Source organism: Halanaerobium sehlinense (assembly GCF_055379485.1).
Genome location: NZ_AP042442.1, coordinates 2,031,473 through 2,051,576 on the forward strand (window position 1 = coordinate 2,031,473; position 20,104 = coordinate 2,051,576).

Sequence of the window (20,104 nt, forward strand, 5' to 3'; positions counted from 1 at the left end):
TTTTGAAAGTTTAAACCTAAACTGCTGAATACTAACTTTAATCTTTCAGCCTATCTTCGGCCTCACCCCCCTTAAGAGAGATAATTTTTCGGGCTGTAATTTCATCAGTAATTAAAATATCCTGGTATTTAGAAGAAACTGCAGAAATAATAGCTTCTGCTTTGTTTTCTCCTCCTGCAACAACAATTACTTTGTTAATTGCTTCCAGATCATCTAAGTTTAAGCCAACACTTGTTGTAGAGTAGATTATCTCACCTTTTGAATTAAAATAAAAACCAAAGGCTTCTCCTACTGCACCAGCCTGAAGAAGATCTTTAATTTCTTTTTCTTCCATTCCTCTTCTAGCTGCCATATCAGCAGCTGTTCCTACTCCATGAATTAAAATATTAGCTTTTTTTAAAATTTCTAGAGTTCTTTTAATAGTTGGTTCCTTTGTAATATGATAAATATTTTCTTCAGCCACATTATCAGGAATATGCAGCAGGTGATAACTGCCTCCAAGTTTTTTAGCAATTTTAGCAGCAATAGTATTGGCCTGAATTTCAACATCTTCACTTAGACCACCTCTACCAGGGACTACAGTTACCTCTTTTGGTTCAGAACTGTATTTCATTTCAGAAGCCACCTGGGCCAGTGTAGTTCCTCCGGTTACAGCTAAAATATCACCATCTCTAATTTCCTGCTGTAAAAGCTGAGAAGCCATTCGACCAATTTCTGACCTTAAATCCCCTACTGGTACAGCTCCATTAACCAGTTTTACCGTTTCAATTCCCAGAATTTTTTCTAATTTATTTTCTAAATAACTAATGTTCCTTAGTTCCTTAATGTACTCATCTAATTCTACCAGAAATTCTTCTCCAATTCTAGTAATCTGAGTGCCGGCAGGACTGATAGTTATAAAGGATTTTTTTTCAAAAAATTCTAGATCATTACGAATTGTTCTTTCGCTTAATCCTAATATCCTGGCTAGAGCTCTTCTGCCAATCGGTTGATTATAATAAATACCACGTAAAATATTGTAACGCTGTTGAGCTGTCTTTACAATTTCAGGTACAATTTTTTGCTGAATTTTAAACAATTTATTCATGTTTAACCTCCGCGCTGGAACGTTTTTGTCCAAATGGAACAAAATTGTCCCGATGCAGCCAAAAACAAAGCTGATATTTAGTCAGCAGCAAGTTTATATTTGTTTTTTAACTTCCAAATATATTATATCATCTTTTTAGATAATTTCAAGTTAAATTTTGGGCAATTTTTTTGATTCTGCGTAAACGGTGATTAACCCCTGATTTGCTGAGATCAATTATTTCTCCCAATTCTTTTAAAGAAGCATAAGGATTTTCTCTTCTAAGTTGAGCCATTTCCCTCAATCCAGGACTTAATGAATCAAGACCTGCTTCTCGTTCAATAATATCTATATATTCAAGCTGGTCCATAGCAGCAGAGACAGATTTTTCTAGATTTGCTGTTTCAAAATTAACTCTGCGGTTGACATCATTTTTCAATTCCTTAACTATATGATCATTCTCCATTTTTAGCATTGCCTGATGAGCACCAATAATATTTAAAACTTTAACTACTTCAGCATAACTTTTAAAATAAATGACTTTATAGCCTTTATGCTCTGTTTGATGTGCTTCAAGATCAAATTTAGACAGTAATATCTTAAGATCATCAGCCAAACTTTCTCTTTCACAGCGAAATTCTAAATGATATTCACTCTGTGGACTATTAACAGATCCGCCACCTAAAAAGATACCACGAAGATATGCCTGGGCAAGTTTTCTGGAACTCAAATACTCTTGCTTAATATGAAAAACCAAGTTGTTTTCAGGAGTTAAAAAACCCAATTCTAATAAAAATTCTCGTACTCCAGGTTGAGGTGTAACAATAATATCATAGCTGTGGCTTAAATTAAATTTTCTATCCTGTCTAACTCTAATTTCCATACTGAAACCAAAGCGATCTTTTATTAAAGAGTAAATTCTTCTGGCTAAATTACCATGGTACAAAGTAACTTTAACCGCTAAATGTTTATTCGAAATTTGAATTGAGCCATCTATTCTAATTAAAGCAGATAACTCTGATAACTGTTCAGAATAACTATATTTATCTTTATGAGTTAATTCTTCTTTAACTTTATCTGTAAAAGACATTTAATCTCCTTTCAAAATAATTTTCTAATTTATAATATATTTTTGTAGTTTTTATTTAATCTTAGCTATATTTTCGATTCAGTTTATAAATAAGCTTAGCTAACTCATCGGGATCATGCCGCAAATAACTGTTCTTTTTTAAAAGATCAGCCTCAATAATTTTAATTCCCAAGTCTTTTAGACGCTGATAATCAATTTTTACTGGGTAAGCACCTTCAGCTTCATATTTTTTTTGTAATTCTTTTGTTCCCTGATTATTATTCACAATAATATAATCAAAAATTCCAGGACCACAGTGATCAACAATAGCCTTGGCATGATCTGCTGCAGTATAATTATCTGTCTCACCTGGCTGAGTCATCACATTACAGACATATAATTTTAAAGCATCTGTATTTTTAATTTCTTCAGCAATCCCTTTAACTAATAAATTAGGAAGAATGCTGGTATAAAGACTACCAGGGCCAATTATAATAACATCAGCTTTACGAATTGATTCTCTAACTTCAGGAGTTGTACTCGCATGTTCTGGGTATAAAAAGACTTTGTTGATTTCTTTATCGTAAACAGGAATAGCTGACTCTCCCATCCGTTTTTCCTGATCATGATAAACAGCTCCTAATTTAATATCTTCATTTGTTGCGGGAAGAACCTTACCTCTTATTGCCAAGATTTTACTAGAGGCTCTAACAGCTTCTTCAAAATCACCAAGAACTTCAGTCATAGCGGCAATATACAAATTACCAAAACTATGTCCTTCAAGTCCCCCTTCAGATTCAAAGCGATGTTGAAATAATTTTTCCATTAAAGGTTCTCTATCAGCCAGTGCTACCAGACAGTTTCGAATATCACCAGGAGGTAAAATCCCCATTTCATCTCTTAATCTACCGGAACTGCCTCCATCATCAGCAACTGTGACCACTGCTGTCAAATTATCACTATCTTTTTTGAGTCCTCGCAGAAGATTTGAAAGGCCTGTACCTCCTCCAAAAGCAACAATTTCAGGACCTTTATTAGACCTTCGTTTTTCATATAATAAATCTAAAATTTCAGCATGAGGTGTAATATGAGTATTTAGTTCTAACCTGATTTTCACAAGAGAATAATAAGTTAAAGAAATCCCACTTAAAATCATTAACAAAGCTGTTAATTTCAAAATCAGATCAGCCTGTTCACCAAAAAATATATTTAACATTGAAATTAGTTCATTTGTTATATAAACACTGAGATCAAAGCCAAACAAAGGGGTTATTCCTACACTAATTAATACAAAAGAAAAAATAATAACTAAAAACCATCTTTTAACTCCTAAGCCAGGGAAAAACCACTTTGGTAAATTCATAATTACACTTCCTCTATTTTTCAATATCCCTATGTTCTACATTGATACTAAAATCTTGATCAGCTAAAAATTCTGCCAGTTTAATTACAGTAGTTACTGAACGATGTTTTCCACCAGTGCAACCAATTGCTATCGAAAGATGACTTTTTCCTTCTCTTTTGTATTCTGGTAATAAAAAATTAATTAAGTCAAAAAATTTATTATAAAATTTTTCTGTAGAAGACCATTTCATTACATAATCTCTAACTTCCTTATCTTCACCTGTTTTTTCCTTTAGAGGTTCTACATAATAGGGGTTTGGCAGGAATCTAACATCCATAACTAAGTCAGCATCTCTTGGTATTCCATATTTAAATCCAAAAGAAATCAAGCTGAGATGAAGTGAATTTTTATCGCTTCCACTTAGAAAAAGCTTATTTAACTCTTCCTGCAGCTCAGAAATTTCCAATTCACCTGTATCAATAATTTTAGTGGCTCTACCTCTTAATTCTTCTAATAATGTTCTTTCCCTTTCAATTGCATCTATAATTCTACCTTCTTCATCCAGAGGATGACGCCTCCTAGTTTCCTTGTATCTTCTAATTAATACATCATCAGATGCTTCTAAAAACAAAATATTATAGTCTAGATTCATTTCTTCTATTTGTGATAATTCGTAATATAGCTCATTAAAAAATTCTCTTCCCCTTATGTCACTTACAAGAGCAATTTTTTCTAAATCAGATTGAAGACACAGTTCCGCAAATTTTGAAATTAATGCAGGGGGTAAGTTATCAACACAAAAGAAGCCTCTGTCTTCAAAATAATTTAAGGCTAAAGACTTACCTGCCCCTGACATACCTGTAATAAGTAAAAATTCCATCTAAATATTTGTCCCCTTTCAAAATGTATCTTAAAATTAAAGACTTATTTTTGGCTGCAGTAATCTAAAAATTTCTTCTCCGGTGCTCTCATAATATTTAAAAACTTTAATTTAGAAACCTTTACCGCCTTATTCCCGTAAAAAACATCTGAATTACCCTCTAATTTATCTATTGTTGCCAAACCTAAAGCATTATTAACCGCAAAAAATTTTCTGTAACCTTTAAGTTCCTGGGGCAAAGCCTGGTAATATTTCTTTAGCGCAGGAATATGGCTTTTTAAATCATTGATCATTTCTGACAAAGCTGTAAGTGCTTTTTCTTCTTTTTGAGGGTCAGCTAACTCTGTCTCACTTATTCTAAGATCTTTTAAAGGCCAAAAATGTTTGTCTCTGTTTTCTAAATCTTCCCTAATATCTCTAATTAAATTTACTTTTTGTAAGAATAAGCCTGCCTGATTAAAATTATCTAATAATATCTGTTGTTTTTTTGGGTCAATATCAAATTTATAAATAATAGTTTCAGTTAAAAAACCACCAACAGTTCCTGCTACATAATAGCAATATTCATCAAGGTCTGCAAAAGTTTTAACTTCTTTTCTTAAATATTTTTGCATCCCCTGGTTCATTTCCTGAAGCCACTTATGTGATATATTCTGAATTTCTAAATCTAGATCTTGATAACACTGGTATATCAAATCAATATTTTTAGTAAGTTCCTGCAGAGAATCAGTTTCAATCAATTCTGCCTTATCTTTAATAATCCTAAAGTCTAAACTGCGGTCATATTCATCAGTAGAAAAAATTCTGCTGACCTTGTCCATCAACTCCTGCTGCAGCTTCAGATCTGGAGGGTGAATCTCATCTTCAAAATTATCTAATATTCGGTCCTGCAGGTAAGCTAAAAGAACTTCTTCTTTTATTTCTTTGTCTAACATAGGAATTGTTAAAGCAAAACTTCTAGAGACCCTGCTTAAAATATCTTTAGCAAATTTTATGGGCTCTGTTTTCATTTTTCCACCTCATCACAATACAATTTATTTCTCATACTTAAACTTTAAAAAAACAAAAATTAATAATAACAAATATAACGTCAATATAGATAATGAAATTTTATTGATAGGCATCAAATAGTCCACAAGTGATGGTTCTATTTTAGGTTTTTCAAAATCAATCTCTAAGTAAGGAAGCTGCGGCAGCTCACCCTTTAAAATATTTTTTTGACTTGATCCACCGGGAACTAGTATATCGAGTACTCTGGTGCTCTTTAAATTAGAAGTCTTATTTTCTGAATATATCTGCCAATAACTTTTGCGGTTTGATAATGAACGAAAATGATCATAACCAAATGGATCAAAACTTCCAATTAAAATAATCAATTTGCTATTTTGAGTTAAATTTATCTTTGTTTTTGAAATTTTTAAAAAAATAGAATTACCCTCTCTATTTACTGATATGCCATCAGTTGAGCTGGGGATCATAAGAGATAGATCATTAATATTAAGTATAGTTTCTTTATGGCTGTCTGGATTAAATAATTTGACCCAGAAGCCGCTAACTTTCAAAAACTTATCCCAATAAAAATCATTATTAAAACTAACATTAGCACCATCATAAAAAAGCTGATTACTTCCTCCAGATTTAGTATCAAAATAAAGTTCTATCAAAGGCAAAGAAAAACCAAATTCTGCTCCCCAGGGATCAGTTAAGTTTGAAAAAGAAAGCCTAAACTTATAATCAGCTTTACCTTCAAAAATTGTAAGAGCTTTCAAATCAAATAAATGACCCCTGTTTTGAAAAATATGATTTTGAGGATACTGATAGTCACCCGGACCATAATCATCCCCAACTCCATCAATCTGATTAAAAATAACTTTATAGTCATCTGCATTTACAGCTGATGTTAAATAAAGAAGACACATAATTAAAATTATAATTAATTTAAAACTTTTATTTTTCATAATTTCAAGAGACATTTTTACACCTCGACTATAAATACAGAGTTTTATTTATTCATAATATTTTCTGTAAAATCAACTGCTGCATTATAACCCATGGTTTTCATTCTATAATTCATAGCAGCAACTTCCAGCACTAAAGCCAGATTCCTACCTGGTTTAACCGGAATTACAATTTCATCAATCTCTAATTCCATTATTTCCGTTGTGCGGCTGTCAATACCAAGTCTTTCATACTCTTCCCCTTCTTTCCATCTTTCTAATTTAATAGCAAGATTTATAGGAGAATCATGTTTCACAGCACCAGCTCCAAACAATGTTTTAACATTGATTATTCCAATTCCCCGCATCTCTAAAAAATAACGAGAATTATTTGGAGCAGATCCACTTAAGCGTAATTCACCAATTTTTTTAATTTCTATAATATCATCGGCAACTAACCGATGCCCTCTTTTCACAAGTTCAATAGCAGTTTCACTTTTTCCGATACCACTCTGCCCCTTGATTAAAACACCAATACCATAAATGTCAACTAATACTCCATGTATTACTTTAACCGGAGCAAGTTTTTCCTCTAGATAATTTAAAAGCATACTGCTAAATCTAGTCGTTGAGATTTTTGTTGAAAGAACTGGGATACCATTTTCATTTGCTTTATCAATTAAATAATTAGGTATAGTTTCTCCCCGAGCAACTATAATACAAACTGGATCATAACTTACATATTCATCAATTCTTTCTTTTAGAATTTCATTACCGAGACCTTTCAAAAAAGAAATTTCAGTTCTACCAATTAAATTCACTCTTTCAGGTACAAAATGTTTCCAAAAACCAGCCAGCTCTATTCCAGGTCTTTTAATATCACTAACCTGTACCTCACGTTTTATGCCAGAACGCCCGGCCTGAATTTCTAAATCAAAGCGATTAAATATATCAAGAACTAAAACCTTATCATCTTCATTCATTTTTTATCAACCTATCTTCCATTGCTACAGCAATAGCACCCATTAAACCAATATCTGATCCAAGCTCTGCTTCTGTAACAGTTACTATCTCTAAAGGGCCTGGTAAGGCTACTTCCTTCATTGTAGCTAAAGCCTGATCTAAAAAGAGATCAGAAGCCTTCATTACTCCCCCACCTAAAATTATCATTTCTGTATTAAAAATATTTACAACATTCCCCAGGCCAATTCCCAAATAATAAGCAGCCTTTTCAAAAATTTCACGAGCTGTTTGATCTCCCTGATAAGCTGCCTGAGCACATACAACTGCATCAATATCTTCAATAATATTATCTGCTAATTCAAGCATTTTTTTGCTTTTCCCAGCTGCTGCAGCTTCTCTTGCTTCTCTGCCAATTGCTGTTCCGGAAGCAAAAGATTCTAAACAACCATGATTTCCACAACCACAGAGTGGACCTTCTGGATCAATAACGGTATGTCCTATCTCACAGGCATTATCATTAACTCCCGTAAAAAGCTCTTTATTAATAACAGCACCACCACCAATACCAGTTGAAATAGTAAGATAAACCATATTATCTACTTTTCTTCCAGCTCCAAACCACTTTTCTCCCAAAGCAGCAGCATTAGCATCATTTTTTAAAATAGTTTTAATTCCCAGTGCAGACTCCAGCTTTTCCACAAGCGGTACATTTTTCCAGGGTAAATTAGAATTTTCAATAATAATACCTTTTTGAGCATCAAGAGGGCCTGGACTTCCAACCCCTAAAGTTTTAACCTGATCTTTTTTGATTCCTGCCTTCTGAATTACTGTTTCTATGGTCTCTATCATATTTGAAATTATTTTATCTTCACCAAGGTCAGCCTCTGTTTCTTTACGAGACCTTGTAATAATATTACCTTGAGCATCAGCAAGACCTGTTAAAATTTTGGTCCCACCCAGATCCAAACCTAAATAATATTCTTTCATTAATTATTCCCCTCTCAAATTACTAAATTCACTTTAATACTTAGCAAGCATTTCTCTAGTGCTCTGTATAACTAATAGTCCAATTATCCCAATGAAACCTGCCGGAAGTCCTATACCAATAACTGCTAAAATAGCGGTTAAAACAAATACTGCTAGAAATAATAGTAAAGAGAAAATTATGTTATCTAGACTTAAAAATAAAGCATTTTTTAGAATATCTTTAAATGATTTTTCTTTTTGAATAACCAGAAGACCCCAAAAATAAATTTGGTAAATAGTAAAATAAATTAAAAGGTAGGCAAACAAAAAAGCAAAGGCTAAAAACCAAATATTATCCTGACCTTTAATCAAGAAAAATCTTAAATCAACCACAAAAATTATATACAAAATCAATGAAAATAAAAAGGCGGAACAGGCACGCCAAAATTCACCTTTAAAGTAACTAAAAATTGATTTAAAAGCAATTTTTCCTTCTTCTATAATTTGATCAGCACTATAAAGTGAAGTTAAAAAAACTGGCCCTAAAAAACACAAAGGTATTAATATTAATAAATACCATCCACTATTTAGAGCAATTAAAACAAAAAATAGTAAAAAGAAACTGCTGATAAACCAGGCTGTGCTTAATAAAACAAACTTAAATAAATCTTCATAAAAACTTTTAAAAGTTGATTTTAATATTGAAAAAATTTCCAAGATTACCCCTCCAAGTTTAATCAGCACAAATCTTTGACCTACCTTTAATTATAACATAAATAGCTTAAAATTGCATAATTCTGAACGGTCAGTTTTGCTATTTCTCAGCTGGAATTTCCAAATCTAAATCAAAATGCTGTTTCAAATATCTTGCTATACCTAAATCATTATGATTAGGCGCAGTATCATCAGAGTGTTCATGCAGTTCTTCATGAGCATTCTGCATAGCAATACCTTTTCCAGCCCATTCAATCATTTTAAGGTCATTAAGCCCATCCCCAAAAGCCATAACTTCTTCCCTTTTAATATTATATTTTGCTGCAATTTCTTTTAAAGGAACTGCTTTAGAAATATCTTTTTTAGTAATTTCAATAAAAGAAGGATAGGAAGAAGAAATCTCTATTCTACCATCAAAGTTTTTTTCTAAAAAATTTCTGATTTCAACCTGGCGATCCTCGTCTTCTTCAATTATTAGCATCTTAGTTGGCTCAGCATTTAGAAACTTATCTAATCTCCCTACACAATTAGCTTCTATTCCTGAAATTTCATAATACCTATCTGTGAATTCGTTTTCTTCTGCAACATAAAGCTTATCATCAATATATAACTGTAAATGGTAATCATTTTGAACCACCATTTTTGTGATCTCATCAGCTATTTCAAAAGGGATTGGTGCATGGAAAAGTTGTTCTTCATTTTCGGGGTTTACAACTAAAGCTCCATTATATGTTATAATTGGATCAACCATTTCCAAACGGCTTGTATGTGGTTTAGCTGAACAGTACATTCTACCGGTGGCAACCATCGTTCTAATTCCTTTTTCTCTAACCTTTTTTACCGCTTCTACAGTTTTATCATGTAGTTGATGCTCAATATCTAATAAAGTTCCATCTAAATCAAACACTATTAATTTAATACTCATTTATTATCACCTTTTCTAAAATTGTTATTTTATTATTTCCTTATTCTTCTTAAAAAAATGGCCGGGTTTCCCCAGCCTATAAGTAATTAAATTGAAAAATACTACTTTATGAATTTAGCAGAAAATGCATGTACATCCTTTTTCATGTTTTTAAGTTTTTCTTCATCTTTAATATTTTTTAAAGCTTCAAAAATAAATTCTGCTATTTTCTTCATTTCTTTCTTTTTCATGCCTCTGGTTGTAACTGCAGGAGTTCCGATTCTAATTCCACTTGTAACAAAAGGACTTCTTGTTTCAAAAGGTATTGTATTTTTATTAACTGTAATCCCAACTTTATCCAAAGCTTCTTCTGCTTCTTTACCAGTTATTTTCATATTTGTTAGATCAACAAGCATCATATGATTTTCTGTTCCACCAGAAACAAGTCTCATTCCATAACTTTTTAGAGATTCTGCTAGAGTATTGGCATTATCAATAATCTGCTGTTGGTAATCCATAAATTCATCTGTTAAAGCTTCTTTGAAGCCAACTGCTTTAGCTGCAATTATATGCATCAGAGGCCCACCCTGTAAACCTGGAAAAATAGCCTTATCAATTTCTTTGGCATATTTTTCTTTACAAAGAATCATTCCACCTCTGGTTCCTCTTAAAGTTTTATGGGTTGTTGTTGTAACAAAATCAGCTGTTTCGACAGGATTAGGATGCAAGCCAGCTGCTACCAGTCCAGCTATATGAGCCATATCAACCATAAAAAGAGCTCCTACTGAATCAGCAATTTTCTTGAATGTTTTAAAATTAATTACTCTTGGATATGCACTGGCACCTGCCACAATTAAATCTGGTTTATGTTCTTCAGCTAAAGATCTAACCTGATCATAATCTATGATTTCTCTATCTCTTGTTACTCCATAATGAATAAAATTATAATACTTTCCGGACATATTGACCGGGCTGCCGTGGGTCAAGTGACCACCATGAGTTAAGTCCATTGCTAATATTGTTCCACCCTTTGGCACCTGAGAAAAATATACTGCTTGATTAGCCTGTGAACCAGAATGTGGTTGGACATTAGCATGTTCGGCTCCAAATAATTTTTTTGCTCTTGCTATTGCCAATTCTTCTGCTTTATCAATAACCTCACAACCCCCGTAATACCTTTTGCGGGGATAACCTTCAGCATATTTATTTGTCAGCACTGAACCAGCAGCCTCCATTACCGCAGAACTAACAAAGTTTTCTGATGCAATTAATTCTATATTTTGAGCCTGTCTTTTTTCTTCTTCTGCAATCACAGCTGCTATTTCCGGATCAATTTTTTTAAGTTCCTGCATTAAAAAGCTCATCTCCTTAATAATTTTTTAAGTTAAATTTTTTATTCAATTATTTTTTATTATTTCCTTGTATAAACTACTTCTCTAAAAGAGAAGTAAATCCTGCTTAAACTTCTGGCTGCTTATTTAAAATAAAATTCAAAAAATTGGATTAAAAATGAAAAAGACCGGAGTTAGCCCCCGGTTTTTTCAAAAATTTATAAATTTATAAATTTATGCCTGTTTATGCTTGACTGATAGCATCTACTGGACAAACTGCAACACAAGCTGCACAATCGATACATTCATCAGCATCAATTTCGTATTGTGTATCACCTTCACTGATACAGTCTACAGGACATTCTGGTGCACATGCACCGCACAAAATACAATCATCTGAAATTACATGAGCCATTTGTTGTTCACCTCCTGCTATTCAGCTTTATTAAATTATTTGTAAAAAGTTCACAAAACTATTATAACCATCCAGAACTAGATTGTCAACTACTTTACAAAATTAAAAGCTGTATTTTAAAGAAAAGGATGAAAAGTCATTATCTTCAAACTGACCAAAATCCGTATCTTGCTCCCCACTAAAGATTTTATGAGAAAATCCCAGTACTAAATTCTGCTTTAGCTCATATTCTACCGCTGCTTCTAAAGAATAGTCATGCTCTGTCAAATTATAAATCCAGGTTAGCTGTGGTATTATTTTCTTATTTTGATAACTATCTTCTAATTTAACTACTGCTCTATGTGTTGTATAATCGTTATCTGAATTATACTGCAGATCTAAATTACCATTGGCGTCAATCTGATCATCATCCAAAGTCTTTTCACCTGTAAATTGAATATTTAAATTTAAATTACTGATCGGTAAATCACGGTCTCCACCAATAATCCAGGCGATTTTATTATTTCTAACTGTTGGATCATCACCAGAGCTATCATCAGTATTATAATAAGCTAATTCAAAACGACTATTAATATCTGCAATCACTCGAGCCATCTCAAAACCGAAAACATCTACCTGATCATAATGTAAATCTGCAGCATCAAGCAATTCCTTAAATTCCTGCCTGTTTTCAGCAGTATTACCTGCAAAGAAATTTGATTTGGAACTAAAGACTGAGCGATCATAGCTGGGTTCTCTTAAATAACCATGGTAATAGCTGAAGCCGTAATCTGTTCCAGATCTAGTGTCAGTAAAGCGTAGACCAAACTGCTGCTCTTCTTCTTTGACTGCAGCTTCTACCTGATTAATGATTTCGGTTTCACTATAATTGGTGGCCGACTTAAGCTCAGACATTGAGATTTTATCAGCAAAGGGATTAATTATCCAGTTGCCGAGCGGGCTATCAGGATCTTCTGCCATGCGGTGCCCTTCAAAATCTGGGGTGTAGATAAACTCAAGGTTGGCATTTCCATTCCTAAAATACCTGTCTATTTTTATCATCTCTTCCCCGATTTGACGGTCCTTATAATCAGGATTATAAAAATCACTTAAATCTTCGGGATTTATATTATCTAATACATGGAGCTGATCGCCCTTACCCCAGATAACTCTGTGTTTTCCAATTAAGAAGTTATAATTTTCTCCAAAATATTGATAATTTAGTTCATTAAACTCAATTTCTTCAGCTGCACCAATCTGAAAATCAGTTATCAGCTGGAAACTGTGTCTGCTGCCTGGATAGCTGATATCCAGCTGACCACTTAAATTTTCTTCTATGTCACCATCATCAAAAACCCTAATTTCAGGCTTCGTTTCACCAATTACTGTTGCTGCTGTTTCCTCCTCTTCACCATAAAAACTGCCGCCATCAAAAGCTGCTGCTGCAGCTGTAAAAGTAAATATCATTATAAAACAGATTAATGTAATTTTTTTGATATTTTTTAGCATAATTCCACCTCTTCATTATTAAAATTGCTGTTAAAATTATTACTCATTTAGAAGCTTTTCCTCACTTCCCTCCCCCGGGATAAATTAATATATCAAATCAAAGATGAGGAAAAGCTAAAATATAAAAGGCATAGGCCTTCTTTTTATCTTCCTGTTTTTAAGAACTGCTGGGTAAACATATTGTCAGAAATATCTTTATTGTATTCTAAGAGATAATTGTTATCTCTGCTTTTTATATATAATTTTGTGCTGTGTCCGCTTTCTAAATTTTTCATTGTTGTTGAAAAAATTGTCCAGATTCCATTTACCTTTTCTATATTCTGTTCAACAGTCATTCTTTTATAAAGCTTACCAGTTTTTTTATCATACATTTCTACTTTAACTGGTATAAAATGTTCTTTGGTCACCCAAGAAACTGACTTTTGATACTGTTCATCTTCTGGATTTTTAGGTGTAGCTTCTACAACATAAGTCTCATATTTACCCAATTTTTCTTCTCTTAAGACTTGATAAGTGAAATCATCAATCTCTCTTGATTTCATATCATCATAACTGAAATCTGACCCCATAAAAGAGTCCCCACCCTGAGAGGCAGAAATACGTCTTACTCTGCCCAGTGCAGGTAGATAAATCCACTGGTCATCATCAGCTTCAGCATTCTGCACCTGTAGAAAACGGGTATTTTTTACAGATGAGGGTTCGTGAAAAACCATTACAGTTTTATCAAGATCATCAGCAGGATCACCGTATTTTTCTGACCAGACCTCAATCACTCTTGGACTGACTTCACCATTTTTATCGATTAAGTCCATTCCCATTAGTGCGTGTCTGCTCTGACCAGTATTTCTCTGATCTACCTTTTCCATTACCTCTTTACCACTCATCGCCATCACACTGACACTCAGTATAAATACAAGTATGAGAACGGTTATTAATATTTTGCTTTTAAACTTTCTCATTTTAAATTCCTCCTTTAAATTTCAGTTAAATTATAATTCTTTTGCTATAAATTTAGGCTTAAATATTTTTAACATTAGCGGTAAAATTGTCATTGCTGCAAGTGAAGATGTAAACATTGTCACAGCAATTAACAAGCCTAAATATACTAGCGGATAGAAATTTGAAAAAAGTAACACTAAAAATCCAGCAGCAACTGATAAAGCATTAAAAATTATTGCTTTACCGGTACTGATTAAAGTGTTTCTTGTTACAAGATGCAAATCATCAGTCTTTAATCTATTTTCATGATATTTATCTAGAAAATGAATTGTATAATCGACTCCAATACCTATTGCCACTGAAGCCACCATTGCTGTTCCAATATCAAGCTTAATACCTGTATATCCCATTAAAGCAAAGTTGATCAAAAGTGAAAATGCCAAAGGAATAACTCCATAAACCCCAGCAATTATTGATTTATAAGCTACAGCAACAATAATAAAGACAATTATAAAAGAAACTATAATACTGTTTATCTGACTCCCGATAATTAATTCATTGGCTGCCAGAGACATATTAGCATGACCTGCAATTGAAAGATCATATTCTTCTGGAAAGTTTTTACTGCCGTAATCCAAAATATCTTCCTTAATTCTGGCAGTTACTATATTGCTTGGATTATTTAACTGGACCAGCATTCTTGCTTTATCAGGCTCTAACTGATCATTGATCATATCATCTAAACTACCTGAATATAAGAGCAGATACTGAGAAACAAGATTTCTTAAACCCTGCCTGTCCTGAGCCGGATATTTGCTTAAGTCGTAGGGGATCTCATTATATCTGGCTCCTTTATAATTTAATTTTTTGTTTATCAATTCAACAAATTCTTCTGAACTTAAATCTAAACTTTCAGCTTCTGCTAGAGCACTGTTCAAGAGTGCCACCAGCTGATATTCACTTAATTTTTCTTCTGTATCAGGACCTTTATTTTCAATCAAAATCTGATTTTCACTTTTTGCAGACTGATTATCCTGATCCTGGCTGTAAAAACTGGAACTGGAGTTTTCAGAAGCGCTTTCTGAGCTGCTGTAAAAACTGGATGTGCCGTCTGAATTATCAGCTTCTGAATCGCTGTAAAAGCTTGAGCTGGCAGTTTCCGAATTATTATCAGTTTCATTATAAAAACTGGAGTTTGCTTCTTCTGAATCCTGACTGTTCTCTTTTTTTGATTCTACAGCTTCCTGTTTGTTTTCTTCTGTTTCAGGATAATGCATAACTCTATTCATTCTTTTGATAAATGTACTGATTGAAGAAGCCTTACCAACTTCCTGATTATTATCGACTAAATAATTCTGCATTTCTTCCATTGACTTTAAAATTTCCGGATCAGTAAGGCTCCCTTTCTCATTTCCTTCTATAAGTAATGTTAAAATTGAGGAACCAGCAAAATTGTTATTTATAAAATTATCTGCCTGACGAATTTCTGTATCCTCTTTAAACATATTTATCAAAGGACTGTCAATTATTATTCTATCCATTCCTACTAGTGAAATAATTACTACCAAAAAAATCACTAAAATAAGACTGATACTTTTTTGAGAGTAAAAATTATGAAGTTTTACAATCAGTTTTTCAAAATGATTGACTCCAGAAAAGTTCTGATCATCAAAACTTTTTCTTTTTCTATTAATTATTAATAATAACGAGGGAATCATTAAAATTGCTATCATAAAAGCCACAAATATTCCAAGAGCAGTAAATAGACCAAAATTTTTGATTGGGACTATTTTGCTTGTAGCAAGAGATCCAAAACCAGCAACAGTTGTTAAACCTGCCAGAAAGACGGGTTTACCCATACTTTCTACAGTTTTATAAACCAGTTCCTGCTTTCTTTTTAGATCAGGTTTTTCTTCTGCTGATAGATAATCATAATAGTGGCTTAAAATATGAATACCATAAGCACTACCAACTGCAAGCAGTAAAACTGGTATTACAGTAGAAACAAGTGTCATTTTAATTCCCAGCATCGCCATAAGTCCAACTGACCAGATAGTACTGATACTAACCGTCAGCATTATCAAAATAACCGGCAGTATTTTTCTAAAAAATAAAAATAAAGCAAGAAACAAAATTAGTATGATAAAAGGAATTAAATATTTAACATCTTCAATCATCTTATCTCCCAGGAGTACATTAATTGCAGTTGTACCAGCTGTATGGATTTCTAAATTATCCTTTTCATATCTTTCTGTAATCTCCTTTATATTATAATAAAGTTCAGACTCCTGCTCTGCAGAAACATCATCTTCTAAACTGACTAAAAGCTGTGTTGCCTTAAAATCCTCTGAATACAGATTTTTTTTATAAAAATTCCAGGATAACAGTTTAGATTTAAGATTTTTTATTTCAGATTCTGTTTCTGGAACTTTTTTAACCAGTTCTTCTACAATCATCCCCTCAGAAGTTCCCTCAATATAGTCAGAATTGGTAAAAGAAGTTACTTCATCTACATTTTCTACTGCCTCTAATTCTTCCGTCATTCGAGCAATTAATTTAATATTTTCTGATCTGAAAATATTGCCCTTCTTAGCTTTAACAGCTACTATCATATTATCACTTGAGCCAAAAATAGATTCCATTTTATTATTGACGACAACTGACTTATTATCATCAGGTAAAAAAGTCATTATATCATTGTCAATCTCTATTTTAGGCATTTGAAAAGCAAAAAATAAGGTTATGATTGCAATTATTATAATTATTACTCTGTCATATTTTAATATTTTTTTCATTCTCTAACCTCCTGTACAGATAGTAGAAATAATTTTTTATTAATTATTTCTACTTTTAATAATTTGGTACATTTTTTTTATAGTCTTCAAAACTCGATTAGCCTCCTCTTCTCCGATTTCTTTAATAAATATCTGAAACCACTGCTGATAAATATCAGTTATTTCTTTCTGAATATTTTTAGCTTTATCAGTTAAATAGATTAAATTAACTCGACCATCTCTAGGAGATTTTCTCTTCGTTAAATAGTCTTTATCAATTAAAGAATATATTGCTCTAGAAATTGTTGCTTTGTCTACTGCCAAATTTTCTTTAAGCTTATTTTGACTGATTCCATCTCCATCCTTGTATAAATAAACGAGCAAATTCGCTTCACTGTGATTTAGGTTGTAATCTTCTAGTAAATTATCAACAAATTGATCATGATCTTTATATAACTTTGCTATCCATTTCCCTATTGGAGCATCTACTCTCATATCTTCACCTCTTTTAAATTTAGTTGCAATCTCAACTATCTTTAAAATGTATTATATCAGAATTTAGTTGCAGGTGCAACTTTTATGCAAAAAAATAACCTCTCAAATAAATGAGAGGTTTAATAAAAATTAAATTTTTAAACTTTAAAGCTATAAGGCTTCTTTTTTGGCACCCTCTACTTCTACATCCATTGCAAAATCAACTACACTGAATACTATTACTGCAGTAATAGTATTAACAACTGCTGCTGGAATTACTACTGTAGAAAATAAAACAGCAAATGGACCTGGTAAACCAACTAATAAAGCAGCTGTACCAAGGAAAATCCCCCCACTTAGCATTGTTCCAAATGCAGTTATAATTCCTGTAGATAATTTTCTCGACGGCAGTTTAACTATAATTGGAATTAAAGGATAAACTACTAAAAAAGTTAATAATTTATCTACCATATTTGCCACCTGTCCTCCAGGGAAGCCTGTAGTTAAGGCTGTAAAAATCCCAGTAGATACTGCAACTAAAAAGCCTAGTTTAAAATCCTGCTTGATAATCAATAAAATAAACATCATTGCTAAAGCAAAATCAGGTTTCATCCCCATTACAATTGGAGGAAAAAATGCATGTAAAATAAATCCTATCGCTACCAACAAAGCCGCCTGTGCTAAATCTTTTGTTCTCATCTCAACTCATCTCTCCTTTTTTGTTTTTACTAATCTCAACTAAATTTAAGCTAATCTCTATTAGCTTTCTAATTGTTTAATATTATACATCAGATATTATAAATTGTCAAAATATTGTTTTTGAAAAAAGGTTTTAAATAAATTATATAGAATTATTGATAAAGGAATCAATTAATGAAAGAGGTGGATTTAATGAAACGAAAAATTAAATATCTAGTTCTATTATTGCTCGTCTTTTTAATAACTCCTAAACTTTATGCTTTTAACTTTGAAAAAATAACAAGTTTAGAATATGATATTTTAGCAGAATATCCACATGACACAAAAGCTTTTACCCAGGGATTAGAAATTTATAATAATTATCTATTTGAAGGAACAGGTCTTTATGGAAAATCCTCTTTGAGAAAAGTTGAGATTCAGAGTGGTAAAGTGTTAAGAAAAATAAATTTAAATAAAAAGTATTTTGGGGAAGGAATTACTATTTTAGATGATAAAATCTATCAGTTAAGCTGGAAAGAAAACACAGCTTTTGTTTATGATCTTAATTTCAACCTGTTAAATACATTTAAATATCAAGGTGAAGGCTGGGGCCTGACAAATGATGGCCAACAGCTAATTATGAGTAATGGAAGTGAGTATATTTATTTTAGAGATCCTGCAACATTTCAGATCAACAAAAAAATAAAGGTTGAAATTAATGATCAAAACTTAAAAAACATAAATGAATTAGAATATTTAAATGGCTTTATCTATGCTAATATCTGGCAGAATGATCATATTATTAAAATTGATGCTGAAAATGGAGTAGTTAAAGCCTATTTAGATTTAAGCAATATCTTAGACCAAAAATATAAAAACAATGTTGATGTTCTTAATGGTATTGCTTATGACCCAAAAACTGAAAGTTTTTTAGTCACCGGAAAATTATGGCCAAAAATTTACAGAATAAAATTAAAAAATAATATGTAGCTTAAAAAGACAGCTGATATCAGCTGTCTTTTTAACTTATTTGTTTAACTTTTTATATTAAGCTGTATCTCTTCTATTTAATACATCAATCATCACAGCAAGAATAATAATAAATCCTTTAACTATCATCTGGTAAAAGGAATTAATCCCCAGCAGACTCATTCCATTATTAATTACACCAATGATAATCGCACCTATAACAGTACCTGTTATAGTTCCTACACCACCCATAAAACTTGTTCCACCGATAATTACTGAAGCAATTGCATCAAGCTCAAAACCGTCTCCCAGATTAGGAGAGGCTCCATTTAACCGTGATGCCAGTAAAATACCAGAGGCTGCACTTAAAACTCCAGTAATCACAAATACCATAGTTTTAGATTTTAAAATATTAATACCGGATAACCAGGCAACCTTTTCATTACCACCAATAGCATATAATTTTCGTCCAAAACGTGTCTTACGCAATGTATATATTCCAATCATTACGATTACCGCAAAAATTGCTACAGGAATGGGAATTCCTTGATAACCAATAAAAATTAAAAACCCGGCCAAAAATCCTGCAACTGTTAAAATTATTCCCCCTGTTAATTTAGCCTTATTTCTAACCTTTTCTCCATTTTTAATTTCCATACTTGTTCTAAATACGGCAATTAAACCTAAAATTAAAGCAATAACTAAAATTATTAAAGAAGGGATTTTTGGAATATAGCCACTTCCAATTTCAGCAAAGGTTCTATTAGTTACAGGCACTGAAACTCCCTGAGTTAAAACTAAACTCAAACCTCTTGCAATTGTCATAACACCCAAAGTAATAATAAAAGGATGGATATCAAATTTAGCACTCATAAATCCATTGAAAAACCCTAAAACTCCTCCAACTCCAACTAAAGTAATTAAGATTGCAAGCCACATACCAATTCCTGCCTGCATCAGTAAGGTTACAACTACAGCAGAGAGTCCAACTACAGAACCAACCGAAAGATCAATACCGGCCAGTAAAATTACCATTGTCATTCCAACAGCAATAATCCCATTGATTGTTACCTGTCTAACTAAGTTTGTTAAGTTTCTTGAACTTAAGAATGATGGTGATAAAAAACTCAAAATAATTATTAAGAAAATTAATGCTATAAATGTTCCATTATTTTTGATAAATTTCTTCAAA

The 20,104-nt window shown here is 32.2% G+C and carries 19 protein-coding genes; 1 reads left to right on the plus strand and 18 read right to left on the minus strand.

Going from position 1 to position 20,104, the window contains the following annotated elements; genetic code table 11:
* Positions 1-37: 37 nt before the first annotated feature.
* From ACZ446_RS09955 to ACZ446_RS10035, 17 genes are all read right to left on the minus strand, one after another.
* Positions 38-1,087, minus strand: coding sequence for a sugar-binding transcriptional regulator (locus ACZ446_RS09955; RefSeq protein ID WP_464392406.1), 1,050 nt, complete (start codon positions 1,085-1,087; stop codon positions 38-40).
* 145 nt (positions 1,088-1,232) lie between these two features.
* Positions 1,233-2,156 (minus strand): DNA-binding protein WhiA, encoded by a 924-nt coding sequence (gene whiA / locus ACZ446_RS09960; RefSeq protein ID WP_464392407.1) that lies wholly within the window; start codon positions 2,154-2,156, stop codon positions 1,233-1,235.
* A 61-nt stretch (positions 2,157-2,217) separates the two neighbouring features.
* Positions 2,218-3,498 carry a gluconeogenesis factor YvcK family protein gene (locus tag ACZ446_RS09965; protein ID WP_464392408.1) on the minus strand — a complete coding sequence of 427 codons (1,281 nt, stop codon included), beginning with the start codon at positions 3,496-3,498 and terminating at the stop codon, positions 2,218-2,220.
* 13 nt (positions 3,499-3,511) lie between these two features.
* Positions 3,512-4,360, minus strand: coding sequence for an RNase adapter RapZ (gene rapZ, locus ACZ446_RS09970; RefSeq protein ID WP_464392409.1), 849 nt, complete (start codon positions 4,358-4,360; stop codon positions 3,512-3,514).
* A 44-nt stretch (positions 4,361-4,404) separates the two neighbouring features.
* Positions 4,405-5,370, minus strand: a complete 966-nt coding sequence (locus ACZ446_RS09975) for a squalene/phytoene synthase family protein (RefSeq protein WP_464392410.1) — start codon at positions 5,368-5,370, stop codon at positions 4,405-4,407.
* Positions 5,371-5,394: 24 nt separating this feature from the next.
* On the minus strand, positions 5,395-6,318 hold the full coding sequence (locus ACZ446_RS09980; protein ID WP_464392411.1) for a glucodextranase DOMON-like domain-containing protein: 924 nt from the start codon (positions 6,316-6,318) through the stop codon (positions 5,395-5,397).
* Positions 6,319-6,362: 44 nt separating this feature from the next.
* A complete protein-coding gene (gene hprK / locus ACZ446_RS09985; RefSeq protein ID WP_464392412.1) occupies positions 6,363-7,280 on the minus strand; it encodes an HPr(Ser) kinase/phosphatase in 918 nt (305 codons plus the stop codon).
* The gene (locus ACZ446_RS09990; protein WP_464392413.1) at positions 7,273-8,247 is read right to left on the minus strand and encodes an ROK family protein; all 975 of its coding nucleotides are present in this window, start codon (positions 8,245-8,247) and stop codon (positions 7,273-7,275) included. Before ACZ446_RS09990 ends, hprK begins: the two co-directional genes overlap by 8 nt.
* 33 nt (positions 8,248-8,280) lie before the next feature.
* A complete protein-coding gene (locus ACZ446_RS09995; RefSeq protein WP_464392414.1) occupies positions 8,281-8,943 on the minus strand; it encodes a YesL family protein in 663 nt (220 codons plus the stop codon).
* A gap of 97 nt (positions 8,944-9,040) precedes the next feature.
* Positions 9,041-9,865: a Cof-type HAD-IIB family hydrolase gene (locus ACZ446_RS10000; protein ID WP_464392415.1), complete on the minus strand. Its 825-nt coding sequence runs from the start codon at positions 9,863-9,865 to the stop codon at positions 9,041-9,043.
* Between the two features lie 101 nt (positions 9,866-9,966).
* Complete coding sequence (locus ACZ446_RS10005; RefSeq protein WP_464392416.1) at positions 9,967-11,196, minus strand: serine hydroxymethyltransferase; 1,230 nt, start codon at positions 11,194-11,196, stop codon at positions 9,967-9,969.
* A gap of 223 nt (positions 11,197-11,419) precedes the next feature.
* Complete coding sequence (locus tag ACZ446_RS10010) at positions 11,420-11,590, minus strand: DUF362 domain-containing protein (RefSeq protein WP_073161013.1); 171 nt, start codon at positions 11,588-11,590, stop codon at positions 11,420-11,422.
* A gap of 102 nt (positions 11,591-11,692) precedes the next feature.
* Entirely contained in the window at positions 11,693-13,078 is a 1,386-nt protein-coding gene (locus tag ACZ446_RS10015; RefSeq protein ID WP_464392417.1) for a DUF1302 family protein, read from the minus strand.
* A gap of 143 nt (positions 13,079-13,221) precedes the next feature.
* Positions 13,222-14,037 (minus strand): outer membrane lipoprotein-sorting protein, encoded by an 816-nt coding sequence (locus ACZ446_RS10020; RefSeq protein ID WP_464392418.1) that lies wholly within the window; start codon positions 14,035-14,037, stop codon positions 13,222-13,224.
* Positions 14,038-14,067: 30 nt separating this feature from the next.
* Positions 14,068-16,812: an efflux RND transporter permease subunit gene (locus ACZ446_RS10025; protein WP_464392419.1), complete on the minus strand. Its 2,745-nt coding sequence runs from the start codon at positions 16,810-16,812 to the stop codon at positions 14,068-14,070.
* A gap of 39 nt (positions 16,813-16,851) precedes the next feature.
* The gene (locus tag ACZ446_RS10030) at positions 16,852-17,286 is read right to left on the minus strand and encodes a MarR family winged helix-turn-helix transcriptional regulator (RefSeq protein ID WP_464392420.1); all 435 of its coding nucleotides are present in this window, start codon (positions 17,284-17,286) and stop codon (positions 16,852-16,854) included.
* Between the two features lie 150 nt (positions 17,287-17,436).
* Positions 17,437-17,964, minus strand: coding sequence for a tryptophan transporter (locus ACZ446_RS10035; RefSeq protein WP_464392421.1), 528 nt, complete (start codon positions 17,962-17,964; stop codon positions 17,437-17,439).
* 192 nt (positions 17,965-18,156) lie between these two features.
* Between ACZ446_RS10035 and ACZ446_RS10040 the strand changes: the two genes are divergently transcribed.
* Positions 18,157-18,933: a glutaminyl-peptide cyclotransferase gene (locus tag ACZ446_RS10040; protein WP_464392422.1), complete on the plus strand. Its 777-nt coding sequence runs from the start codon at positions 18,157-18,159 to the stop codon at positions 18,931-18,933.
* A gap of 57 nt (positions 18,934-18,990) precedes the next feature.
* On the opposite strand, the gene ACZ446_RS10045 is transcribed toward ACZ446_RS10040, so the two are convergent.
* Positions 18,991-20,103 carry a sugar ABC transporter permease gene (locus ACZ446_RS10045; protein WP_464392423.1) on the minus strand — a complete coding sequence of 371 codons (1,113 nt, stop codon included), beginning with the start codon at positions 20,101-20,103 and terminating at the stop codon, positions 18,991-18,993.
* Position 20,104: the final 1 nt, after the last annotated feature.